This window comes from Phenylobacterium sp., assembly GCF_044358365.1.
Lineage (GTDB): Bacteria > Pseudomonadota > Alphaproteobacteria > Caulobacterales > Caulobacteraceae > Phenylobacterium.
In genome coordinates, this window is the sequence record NZ_JBIKNZ010000091.1 from 1 (window position 1) to 11,087 (window position 11,087).

The 11,087-nt window shown below is 65.7% G+C and carries 11 protein-coding genes and 2 pseudogenes; 8 read left to right on the forward strand and 5 right to left on the reverse strand.

Annotated elements, in window-relative coordinates; genetic code table 11:
• Positions 1-127: pseudogene (locus ACIQ3B_RS16755) on the forward strand (IS5/IS1182 family transposase); the annotation flags it as partial.
• Here the strand turns inward: ACIQ3B_RS16755 and ACIQ3B_RS16760 are convergent.
• Positions 108-281, reverse strand: coding sequence for a hypothetical protein (locus ACIQ3B_RS16760; protein ID WP_397404596.1), 174 nt, complete (start codon positions 279-281; stop codon positions 108-110). The pseudogene ACIQ3B_RS16755 and the gene ACIQ3B_RS16760 sit on opposite strands and share 20 nt — an antisense overlap.
• A gap of 171 nt (positions 282-452) precedes the next feature.
• On the opposite strand from ACIQ3B_RS16760, the gene ACIQ3B_RS16765 reads away from it, so the two are divergent.
• Genes ACIQ3B_RS16765 through uvrC form a run of 4 tightly spaced genes read left to right on the forward strand, consistent with a single transcriptional unit; the run spans position 453 to position 5,854 of the window.
• The gene (locus tag ACIQ3B_RS16765; RefSeq protein WP_397404598.1) at positions 453-761 is read left to right on the forward strand and encodes a hypothetical protein; all 309 of its coding nucleotides are present in this window, start codon (positions 453-455) and stop codon (positions 759-761) included.
• A gap of 59 nt (positions 762-820) precedes the next feature.
• Positions 821-2,608 (forward strand): long-chain-acyl-CoA synthetase, encoded by a 1,788-nt coding sequence (locus ACIQ3B_RS16770; protein WP_397404600.1) that lies wholly within the window; start codon positions 821-823, stop codon positions 2,606-2,608.
• A gap of 36 nt (positions 2,609-2,644) precedes the next feature.
• Positions 2,645-3,949 carry an amidohydrolase gene (locus tag ACIQ3B_RS16775; RefSeq protein WP_397404614.1) on the forward strand — a complete coding sequence of 435 codons (1,305 nt, stop codon included), beginning with the start codon at positions 2,645-2,647 and terminating at the stop codon, positions 3,947-3,949.
• A 45-nt stretch (positions 3,950-3,994) separates the two neighbouring features.
• On the forward strand, positions 3,995-5,854 hold the full coding sequence (gene uvrC, locus ACIQ3B_RS16780) for an excinuclease ABC subunit UvrC (RefSeq protein ID WP_397404602.1): 1,860 nt from the start codon (positions 3,995-3,997) through the stop codon (positions 5,852-5,854).
• Positions 5,855-6,234: 380 nt separating this feature from the next.
• Here the strand turns inward: uvrC and ACIQ3B_RS16785 are convergent, their stop codons facing one another.
• Positions 6,235-6,972: a YwqG family protein gene (locus tag ACIQ3B_RS16785; RefSeq protein ID WP_397404604.1), complete on the reverse strand. Its 738-nt coding sequence runs from the start codon at positions 6,970-6,972 to the stop codon at positions 6,235-6,237.
• A gap of 155 nt (positions 6,973-7,127) precedes the next feature.
• Positions 7,128-7,430 carry a hypothetical protein gene (locus tag ACIQ3B_RS16790; RefSeq protein ID WP_397404606.1) on the reverse strand — a complete coding sequence of 101 codons (303 nt, stop codon included), beginning with the start codon at positions 7,428-7,430 and terminating at the stop codon, positions 7,128-7,130.
• A 122-nt stretch (positions 7,431-7,552) separates the two neighbouring features.
• On the opposite strand from ACIQ3B_RS16790, the gene ACIQ3B_RS16795 reads away from it, so the two are divergent.
• From ACIQ3B_RS16795 to pgsA, 3 genes are all read left to right on the forward strand, one after another.
• The gene (locus ACIQ3B_RS16795; RefSeq protein ID WP_397404608.1) at positions 7,553-8,083 is read left to right on the forward strand and encodes a DUF1993 family protein; all 531 of its coding nucleotides are present in this window, start codon (positions 7,553-7,555) and stop codon (positions 8,081-8,083) included.
• A 76-nt stretch (positions 8,084-8,159) separates the two neighbouring features.
• A complete protein-coding gene (locus ACIQ3B_RS16800; RefSeq protein WP_397404610.1) occupies positions 8,160-9,605 on the forward strand; it encodes an MFS transporter in 1,446 nt (481 codons plus the stop codon).
• Positions 9,606-9,692: 87 nt separating this feature from the next.
• Complete coding sequence (pgsA, locus tag ACIQ3B_RS16805) at positions 9,693-10,313, forward strand: CDP-diacylglycerol--glycerol-3-phosphate 3-phosphatidyltransferase (protein WP_397404612.1); 621 nt, start codon at positions 9,693-9,695, stop codon at positions 10,311-10,313.
• Between the two features lie 4 nt (positions 10,314-10,317).
• On the opposite strand, the gene ACIQ3B_RS16810 is transcribed toward pgsA, so the two are convergent.
• The gene (locus ACIQ3B_RS16810) at positions 10,318-10,671 is read right to left on the reverse strand and encodes a pirin-like C-terminal cupin domain-containing protein (RefSeq protein ID WP_397404616.1); all 354 of its coding nucleotides are present in this window, start codon (positions 10,669-10,671) and stop codon (positions 10,318-10,320) included.
• Between the two features lie 210 nt (positions 10,672-10,881).
• A pseudogene (locus tag ACIQ3B_RS16815) lies at positions 10,882-11,073 on the reverse strand (pirin family protein); the annotation flags it as partial.
• Between the last annotated feature and the right edge of the window lie 14 nt (positions 11,074-11,087).

Consider the following 11,087-nt stretch of genomic DNA (forward strand, 5'->3'; position numbering starts at 1 on the left):
CTTCAACAAGCTCAAACACTTCCGCGCCGTCGCAACCCGTTACGACAAGAACCCTGAAAACTACCTCGCCAGCGTCAAGCTCGCTTCAGTCAGGATCTGGATGCGATTTAATGAGTCGATGGCCTAGGGGTGGGGGGCTTTTCGCCGAACGCGTCCTTGACTTCGTCTTCCTTGATCCGGGCGGAGGGATCGCCCTTCTGGTTCAGGTTCTGCTCTTCGGTGCCGTCGCCCATCATGCCGGGATGCAGTTCGACGACCTTGGGCGGGGTGGGTTTGGTCATGGTGTGTCTCCGGTGGGGGTTCAGACCCAACAACAGCTGGCGGCGATTGTTCCCTCACCTGCGGACATGGGCGCGCAGCGGAGCGTGCCTCTTTGCGATCGCTCAACGACCCTCCGAAATTGCGCTGTGGCGGTGGGGTTCGTACTGATTGCCCGCCGCCGGAGACCCCCCATGCGTCTGAAGACCCTTTCCGCCGGGCTTGCCGCCATGCTGCTGGGGCTGGGCGCGATCTCCCCGGCCACGGCCTCCACCCTGATCGTCGGCGCCCGGCTGGTGGACGGAACCGGCGCCTACGCTGATCTGGTGCTGTTTTGTCCGGACACCATTACTGACCACGCCACCAACGCAAATCCAGAGGCTCTGGCCACCGGCGTTTCACGTGTTTGGGTGAACGGGGCGACGGCGTACGAAGATGGCCTGCCGACGAATGTCTTTGCCGGTCGGTTCCTGAAGCGGGCCGCGACGGGTCCTATCCGCTGACACCGCTTGACCGCAGCGACGGGCGCCCCTCAATCTGAGCCTCTAACAGGGAGTTCGGAATGCGGTTCCAGGCCAGGCTCAAGCGTGACTGGCGATTCTGGAAAGGGCTCAGTCGTACCCTGAAGCGGGTCAAGACGATCACTCGCGAGAGCGACAACCTGATCTGCGACGATATCCAGGCGGCTTTGGAGCTGTACCGCAACCGCCCGGCCATGACGTTCGAGGGTCGCACCGTCACCTATGGCGAACTGGACGGGATCGCCAATCGCTACGCCCACTGGGCCAAGAGCCAGAATCTGCGGCGTGGCCAGGTGGTGGCGCTGTTCATGCCCAACCGGCTGGAATACTTCGCCATCTGGTATGGCCTCAGCAAGGTTGGCGTGGTCACGGCCCTGATCAACAACCAGCTGGTCGGCGCGCCGCTGGCCCATTGCCTCAACATCTCCGGCGCCAACCACGTGCTCGTGGACGGCGACACCTCGCCCGCATTCGGGGCGGCCCTCGGCCAGCTGGATCGCCCGATGCAGCAATGGATCCTGGGCCCGGCGCATGGCGGTCAGCGCGATCTGATCCAGGCCCTGAAGAGCTGCAGCCAGCTTCCCCCCGACCGCAGCGTGCGTGACGGCATGACGGCCAACGACACCGCACTCCTGATCTACACCTCCGGCACCACTGGCCTGCCCAAGGCCGCCCGGATCACCCACATGCGCGCCCAGCTCTACATGCGCGGGTTCGCCGGCTCCACCGGGGCGCTGAAGACAGACCGTATCTACGTGTGCCTGCCGCTCTACCACGCCACCGGCGGGCTTTGCGCGCTCGGCGCGGCGCTGCTGAACGGGGGCTCGGTGGTGCTGAAGCGCAAGTTCTCTGCGAGCCAGTTCTGGCCGGATATCATCGCCGAAAACTGCACCATGTTCGTCTATATCGGCGAGCTCTGTCGCTATCTGGTCAACTACCCGGAGGTTCTCGAGGAGACCCGCCACAAGCTGCGACTCGCCTTCGGAAACGGTCTGCGTCCCGACGTCTGGCCGACCCTGAAACGGCGATTCAGGATCCCCGACATCCTGGAGTTCTATGGTTCCACCGAAGGCAACGTCAGCCTGTTCAACTGGGATGGCCGCGAGGGCGCCATCGGGCGAGTTCCCAAATGGCTGAAGGCGCGTTTCAGCATCCGCCTCGTCCAGTACGATCAGGAGGCCGGGATCGTTGAGCGCGCAGCCAACGGCCTTTGCATCGAATGCGGCGCCGGCCAGGTAGGCCAATGCATAGGCAAGATCGGCAGCGACGTGCGCACTGACTTTTCTGGCTATCTGGACAAGGCTGCGTCTGAATCCAAGATCCTGCAGAACGTGTTCGAACGTGGCGATGCCTGGTTCGCCACTGGCGACCTGATGAAGAGCGATGCCGACGGCTACTTTTACTTTGTCGACCGCATCGGCGAGACCTTCCGCTGGAAGGGCGAGAACGTCTCCACCAGCGAGGTGGCCGAGCAATTGCTGGTCTTCCCGGGGGTTGATGAGGCTACGGTCTATGGCGTGCAGGTCGAGGGCGCCGACGGCCGTGCCGGTATGGCGGCGCTGGTGATGAATGGCCCGTTCGATGTCAAAGCATTCGGCGAGCATGTGGCCCGCGAGATGCCACCCTACGCCCAGCCGCTGTTCATCCGCTTGCTTCCGGCTCTGGACACCACCGGCACCTTCAAGATCCGCAAGGTCGATCTGGTCAGCGACGGCTACGATCCGAACCGGATCAAGGGCGTCATGTATTTCAAGGACCCCAAACGGGGCTATGTGAAGCTTACGAAGTCGGTGTTCGAGCGTCTGCAGGCCGGGGCGTTCAGGATATAGAGGCCAGCAATCGAGGATAGTTTGACATTGAAATATATGACGGGTGTCGCGGCTGCGGCGTTGCTGCTGGCGACGGCGTCCTCGGTGCTGGCCGGCAACGTCGCCGCCGACAAGGCTGTGATCGAGGCGGGGCTCGACAAGGGCTATGCGCGGCTCGATGCGCTCTACAAGGACATCCACCAGAACCCCGAGCTGGGCTTCCAGGAGACCGCCACCGCCGCGAAGCTGGCGAAGGAGATGCGGGCCCTGGGCTTCGAGGTGACCGAGGGTGTCGGCAAGACGGGCATTGTGGCGATCTATCGCAACGGCAAGGGCCCGACGGTGCTGGTCCGGACCGAGCTGGACGGCCTGCCCATGGAGGAAAAGACCGGTCTGCCCTACGCCAGCCGCGCCGTGGCCGACTGGAACGGCAAGCCCTCGCCGGTGGCCCACAGCTGCGGCCACGACATCCACATGGCCGCCTGGGTCGGAACCGCCCAGGCGCTGATCGCCATGAAGGCGAAGTGGCGCGGGACGCTCATGTTTATCGGCCAACCCTCCGAGGAGACCGTCACCGGCGCGCGCGCAATGCTGGCCGACAAGCTGTTCGAACGGTTCGGCAAGCCCGACATGGGTTTCGCCCTGCATGTGGGCCCCGGGCCGGCGGGGATGGTGAGCTATCGCCCCGGCGTCAACAGCTCCAACTCTGACAGCCTCGACATCACCTTCCACGGCAAGGGCGGCCATGGCTCGACCCCGCACGTCACCATCGATCCGGTGATCGAAGCCGCCCGCTTCACCATGGATGTGCAGACCGTGATCAGCCGCGAGAAGGACGCCACGCAATTTGGTGTCATCACGGTGGGCTCGATCCAGAGCGGCAGCGCCGGCAACATCATCCCGGACAAAGCCGTCGTACGCGGCACCGTCCGCAGCTTTGACGCCGGGGTGCGCGAGGTGCTGCTGAACGGCATTCGCCGCACCGCCAATGCGGTCGCCGCCATGGCCGGCGCACCCGCACCCGACGTGCAACTGGTGTCCGGCGGCCGCGCGGTGATCAATGATGCGGCGCTGACGGCCCGAACGGCCACGGTCTTCAAGGCCGCATTCGGCGAGCGCGCCGTGCTGGCGCCAGGGCCGGGCTCGGCGAGCGAGGACTATTCGGAGTTCATCATGGCCGGCGTGCCGTCGCTTTTCTTCAGCATCGGCGGCCATGATCCCGCGCTGGCCGCTGCCGCACGCGCCCGGGGCGAGGCCTTGCCCGCCAATCATCACCCCGGTTTCGCGCCGATGCCCGAGCCCTCGATCCGCACCGGCGTCACGGCCATGACCCTGGCGGTGCTGAATGTGATGGCGCCGTGATCCGTTGAGTCTGCGACGGCGTCGGGACTCGCCTATATTGCCCCCATGTCGGAACCTGCCGCGCCCCTGACCGGGGCCGCCCTGATCAAGGACTATGTCACCCGCCTGCCGGACCGGCCGGGGGTTTACCGGATGATGGGTGAGGACGGGGAGGTGCTCTATGTGGGCAAGGCGCGCTCGCTGAAGAAGCGGGTGATCCAGTACGCCCAGGGCCGCTTCCATACCCAGCGGATCGCCTTGATGGTCGACCTGACCCGGTCGATGGAGTTCATCACCACCCGCACCGAGACCGACGCCCTGCTGCTCGAGATCAACCTGATCAAGCAGCTGAAGCCGCGCTTCAACGTACTGCTGCGCGACGACAAGTCCTTCCCCGAGATCGTCATCCGACGTGAGCATCCTGCCGCCCAGCTGCGCAAGCACCGCGGCGCCCACACCATCAAGGGCGACTACTTCGGCCCCTTCGCCAGCGCGCACTCGGTTACGCGCACCCTCAACACCCTGCAGAAGGCGTTCCTGCTGCGGTCCTGTTCCGACAGCGTCTACGAGAGCCGCACCCGGCCGTGCATGCTGCACCAGATCAAGCGCTGCGCCGCACCCTGCACCGGCCTGATCAGCCTCGAGGACTATGCCGGTCTGGTGGATCAGGCCGAGGCGTTTCTGCGGGGCAAATCGCGCGCGGTGATGACCCAGCTTTCCGATGCCATGCAGGCCGCCTCCGATGATCTGGAGTTCGAGACCGCCGCGCGCCTGCGCGACCGGATCCGCGCCCTGGCCTCGGTGGCCCAGGAGACCCAGATCAACCCGGAAACCCTGGAGGAAGCCGACGTCTTCGCGCTGCACACGGAGGGCGGCCAGGCCTGCGTGCAGGTGTTCTTCTTCCGCGCCGGGCAGAACTGGGGCAACCGCGCCTACTTCCCCCGCGTCGACAAGAGCGACGAGGACGCCGACATCATGGCCGCCTTCCTGGGCCAGTTCTATGACGACAAACCGATCCCCAAGCTGGTGCTGGTCAGCATTGTTCCCGCCGAGACTGCTCTGCTGGCCGAAGCCTTCACCCAGAAATCGGGCCGCAAGGTCGAGATCGTCCGCCCGCAGCGCGGCGAGAAGCGCCAGCTGGTGGATGACGCGCTGACCAACGCCCGTGAGGCGCTTGGGCGCAAAATGGCGGAGGGATCGGCCCAGACCAAACTGCTGGTGGGCGTGGCCGAAGCCTTTGGCCTAGACAGTCCGCCCGAGCGGATCGAGGTCTACGACAACAGCCACATCATGGGCACGAACGCCGTGGGCGGCATGATCGTGGCCGGCCCTGAGGGTTTCCAGAAGAGCCAGTATCGAAAGTTCAACATCAAAGGAACCGACATCACCCCCGGCGATGACTTCGGCATGATGAAGGAGGTGCTGCGCCGCCGCTTCGCCCGCCTGGCCAAGGACGAGGAGGAGGGCGCGGAGGTGGCGCGTCCGGACCTGGTGCTGATCGACGGCGGCATGGGCCAGATCGCGGTCGTGATGGAGGTGATGGCCGACCTGGGCGTCGATGATGTGGCCGTGGTGGGCGTGGCCAAGGGCCCCGACCGCGACGCCGGGCTGGAACGCTTCTTCATCCCCGGCAAGCCCTACTTCATGCTCGAGCCGAAATCGCCGGTGCTCTACTACCTCCAGCGCCTGCGCGACGAGGCCCACCGCTTCGCCATCGGCACCCATCGGGCCAAGCGCTCGGCGGAGATGAAGAAGAACCCCCTGGACGAGATCGATGGCGTGGGGCCGGGGCGGAAGCGGGCGTTGTTGCACGCGTTCGGGTCTGCGAGGGGGGTCAGCCGGGCGAGCGTGGAGGATTTGCTGAAGGTGGACGGGGTGTCAGGGCCGCTGGCGGAGCGGGTGTATGCGTACTTCCGGAAGGGGTGAGTTTTGACAGCAGCAGCAAGTCCCCGGGTCGGCTCGCAACTATCGTGAGATTGAAGTCCCGCTCCCCCTCGGACGAGGGATCGCGAGGGGGCTTGCCCTTCTCCCCTTGTGGGAGAAGGTGGCCGGCGCAGCCGGTCGGATGAGGGGTTTTGCTCCGCGCGCCACTGTGGCCGATGGCGCGGCCCCCGAAGCGGCAAGGCCGGCGCGACCCCTCATCCGTCAGCTGCGCTGACACCTTCTCCCGCAAGGGGAGAAGGGGATGGACCTCGTCTCTGTGGCGCGGTCGCAATGATTCTCCATCGGGCGGCGGGCGCGCAGGGTGGGCTGCCTGGGACAGCTTACAGAGCCGCTAAACGCCCGACACCGTCGCCAATCCCAGCTCAGTGCGTCTGGGTGATTGTCACGATCTTCGAGAAATCCCCGCGTTTGGCGTCGCGCGCCCGGATGAAGACGTAGAGCCGCCCCCCGTCCCACCAGTTCATGTTCAGCGCCGGGTCGCTGTCGATTTGTAGAAGCAGGCGCCACTGGCGCGCAGCGACGCGAATGGTCTCAGGCACGTCGTCGCGATAGTCCCGCGTCTGGCCTCGCCAGAGATACTCGCATTCGATCTGCATCTGGCCGTCCTGGATCGCCCCGGGATACCCGCCGATCCGGTGCTCGATCTCGTCGCCGAAATCACAGTCCTCTAGGCCCCGGAACCCACTCCAGTCCATGTTGTGACCCGGCCAATCCTCGTCGAACCAATCGGGACTGGGAAACGAGGCAAACTGGCGGAAGCCCACCCGCCGCTCCAGAAATCGCCGGGACCGAGCAAGATCCGGCGGCGCGACGCGCTCCGGTCCAGGGGGATCATTCGTGTAGATCAGTGTTCCACAGTCTGCCGCACCGTTCCGGTCGTCATCGAAGAACAGATAGAGACGTCCGCGTTCCGGAAGCCAGTCAAACGCCCCGTGCTTTCGGAAGGTCTCGATGTCGATCTGTGCGACAAACGCCAGAGCTTCACCTTCACCCTTCGGCCAGACCACGCCCAGGGGAAGGTCCGGCAGGCCGCCTACCTTCGAGGACCCCGGCGAAGTCGTCGGGATCAGCAACAAGGTCGGTCGTTCCAGACGCCGCATGCGCCCGCGCATCTGAAAGGCCTGGGCATCCGAAAGCTGGCCGCTTTCTCTCCGTTTTGCCTCCAGTCGGGCATTCCGAAAATGTCCAAAGATGAACACGCCGACGAAGAACAACAAAATAGCCGACGGCCCCAGAACAGATGCCGGCAGGTCCATCACCGCGACGTCTCGTTCGCCCGCACCGGCGCTCTCACGGCGCCGCCGACCGCCCCCGCTGCGGCCGGCTTCGTCCAGGTCGGCGTGCCGTGCCAGACGCGCTCTGCCGGATTGAACCGGGGCAGTTTCACGCCATCCACCGTATAGCGTCCATGAATTCGGCCATGTGTGACGGGGTCCAGTCCCTTGATGTTCCACGGCTGGTTCTTGACGAAATCCGGAACCGCTTCACCCCACCCATTCTGAGGGATGATCCCGTGATGTCCATGCTGGCCTGGCGCCAGATGTCCCTTTTCGCCCATCCATCTCCTACGAAGCCCGCGCGCCGATACATTCCCTCGCCCCCAAGTCGAGAAGACGGCGTCGCTGTCACGCTGGCGTGACGGTTCCCGGTTAGTTGACAGGCCCCCATGGAGCCGCCCCCATGCCCGTCACCTTGTTTGAGCTCACCGTGCCTCGTTTCCGTCGGTCGCTGGGTGTCATCGTCCATCTGCTTGACCGGGCGGAGGCGCACTTTCGCGATGAGGGGCGGAACGTTTCGGACCTGGCCGGGCTGCGGCTTGCGCCCGACATGAACCCCTTCTTCGTCCAGATCGCCTCGGCCATCGACAACGCCGTCGGCGCGACGGCGCGGCTTCGCGGACTGCCGCATGTGGCGGTGACAGGGCTGGTCACGCTGCCTGAGGTCCGCGCCGCCCTGGACCGGGCGCTGGCCGAGCTGAGCGCCCTGACGCCGGGCGATTTCGAGGGGGCCGAGGACCGCGAGATCGTCCTGCCCAGCCCCAAGGGCGCGCGCCATTTCCCGGCGCTGGACTATGTGCTGAACCTCGCCCTTCCCAACGTGCAGTTCCACACGACGATCGTCTATGCCCTGTTGCGCGCCGAGGGTCTCGACATCGGCAAGCGCGACTTCCTGGGCGAGCTGCCGCCGCGGCGACCCTCCCGGCCAGGCTGAGCCCGCCGCCTGGCGATTGCCATGCCGCCGAACGCAATTACACTCTCCGTCAATCAATGATGGGGAGGCGCGGGCATTGGCGAACACCGAGGGTTTGACGCAACCGGCCACGGCCGTTCGCAAGCCCTCGGGCGCGGTGAAGATATTCTACAGCCTTGGCCAGATGGCCCAGGGCGGCGGCTTCGACACCGCCGTCGGGTTCATCTTCTTCTACTATTCTGCCGTGCTGGGACTGTCGGGCGCCCTGGTCGGCGCTGCGCTGGCCATTGGCCTGGCCTTCGACGGCGGGGTCGATCCCCTGGTAGGGTCATGGTCCGACAATCTGAAGTCACGGCTGGGGCGGCGTCTGCCCTTCATGATCGGGTCGATCCCGCTGGTGGCTCTCTCGCTGGGGCTGCTGTTCTCGCCCCCGTCGGGGTTGTCCCAGTGGGGGCTGTTCGCCTGGCTCACGGTGTTGGCGGTGGCCACCCGCACCTTCGCCTCGGTGTTCAACGTGCCCTATCTGGCGCTGGCCGCCGAGATGACCACGGACTCCGCCGAGCGCACCAGTCTGGTGGTCTATCGCAGCGTCGCCGGGATCACCGCGGGCCTCATCTGCACCGCTTTGGGTTATGTGGTGTTCTTCGCCGACGGCGGCCTGCAGCGGCCGGAGGGCTATCCTGGCTATGGCTGGTCGGTGGCGATATTGCTGGCGGTGGCCATGAGCCTGTGCTGCCTCGGAGTCTGGCGATACGCAGCCAGCCTGCCGCAGCCTGAACCGGCGACCGGAGGCCTTGTAACGCGTCTGCCCGGCGAGGTGGCCGAGATCTTCCGAAACCGCTCGTTCCGGGTGCTGTTCCTCTCGGCCGTGATCATGTTCTCGGCCATGGGTCTGAACGCCACCTTGAACAGCCATGCGTTTGTCTTCGTCTGGCGAATGCGGACCGAAACCATCCAGTTCATCGGCTACGCTTATCTGGCCGGCTTGCTGCTCGGAGTCGGGTTCGCGCCGTTGCTGCAGAAGCTGATGGAGAAGAAGACGCTGATCGTGCTCGGCATCTCGCTGCTGATGGCCAACTGGCTGGTGTTGCAGGGGTTGCGGGTGATGGGCCTCTGGGCCCCGGTGGGCGATGACGCGATCTTGCCCATGATGAGCAACAGCTTCGTCGCCGGTATAGGAACTGGTCTGGCGATGGTCGCCTATCCCGCCATGATGGCCGACGCGGCGGACGAGCACGAGCTGCTGTTCGGCCGCCGGCGCGAGGGGCTGTATTTCGCCGGCCTCGGCTTTGCCAACAAGGCCGCATCCGGGATTGGCGTGATGCTGGCCGGCATTGCGTTGGACCTGGTTCGGTTCCCCAGGGATGTGAGCCAGCAGGTGGGCGTGATCCTGCCGGAGGATGTCCAGGTCCGACTTGTGATGATCTGGGGGCCGGCGGCCGCCGTGGTCTGCACGATCTCGCTGGTGATCCTGATGGCCTACGGTATCAGCCGGGCGAGGCACGCCGAGATCGCCGTGGCGCTGCAGAAGGTGCGGGGGTAGGGTTAGGGCGCAGACTTCCTGCTGCCCCTGCCGTCGCTAAGCCGCTAAGCTTGCGCAACACATTCAGGGTCCGGACGTTTGATCGCCATGAAATCGCTGCCCAACATCCTCACCGGATCGCGTCTGGTCATGGCGTTGTTCATGTTCGTGGCGTTGGCGGCGTCATCCGGCTCCGTGCCCTATTTCGCCGACCGGCTTGAGCCGCAGACCCAGTTCGCCCTGCAGCGGTGGGCGGTCTATGCCTTTGTGGTCGCTGCCCTCACGGATTTCGTGGACGGCTGGCTGGCGCGGAAGTTTGACGCCGAGACCGTCTGGGGCGCGATCCTCGACCCGATCGGCGACAAGGTGCTGGTGTGCGGCGCGATTCTGGGCCTGCTGTCGCTCGGCCCCCAGCCTTGGGTGGTGCTGCCGGCGGGCCTGATCCTGTTCCGCGAGTTCACCGTCAGCGCGCTGCGCGAGGTGGGCGCCGGCAAGGGCGTGAAACTGCCGGTCACCCTGCTGGCCAAGTGGAAGACCACGCTCCAGCTCACGGCTTTGACGATGGAACTGATCGTCGCAGCCTGGGGCGCCTTCAGCCTGCCCGACGGCACGCCGCTGCGTCACGGCTTCGAGGTCGCCGCTCACAGCCTCTTCTGGCTGGCCGCTCTGGTCACGCTGATCACGGGCGCCCAGTACTGGGCGCAGACCCGCAAGGCGCTGGCCGGATAGGCAGTCAGCCCGCTTCCGGTAACGGAATGAACTCCGCGTCGTCGGCGTCCGGCAGCTTCATTCGCCCGGCCCGCCAGTCGGCCTTGGCCTGTTCGATCCGGTCCTTTGATGAGGACACGAAGTTCCATTCCAGAAAACGCGGCCCCACCGGCTCGCCGCCCAGCAGCATTACGGTGGCGGGCGTCGTCGCCGTGAACAGCACGGGCTGGCCTGGCGAAAACACCGCCATCTGGCCGGGGTGGATTGTGCGGCCCTCGGCCTCGACCGTCCCGTCGACCACATAGGCGGCGCGCTCGGGATACTCGGCTGGCAGTTCGGCCTGTGCGCCGGCCGCGAGGCGCCAGTGACAATAGAACATCGGCGAGTGGGTCTTCACCCGCGATTCGGCGCCCCACCCCTTGCCGGCGATCAGCCGCGCCCAGAGGCCGCCCGTCTCATAGGTGGGCAGGTCGGCCGGCCCGTGATTGGCGAAAGCCGGCGCGATCTCCTCCTGGCCGTCGGGCAGGGCGACCCAGGCCTGGATGCCGTGCAGGGTTCCGCCCTGGGCCCGGTGTGTCTCGAACCGTTCAGAGTGGGTGATGCCCGAGCCCGCCGTCATCCAGTTGACCTCGCCCGGATGGATCGGCTGGACGGCGCCCACGCTATCGCGGTGGGTGATTTCGCCCTCGAACAGATAGGTGACGGTAGAGATTCCGATGTGAGGATGCGGTCGAACGTCCACCTCGCGCCCGAAGCCGGGCTGGAACGCGGAAGGACCCATATGGTCGAAGAACA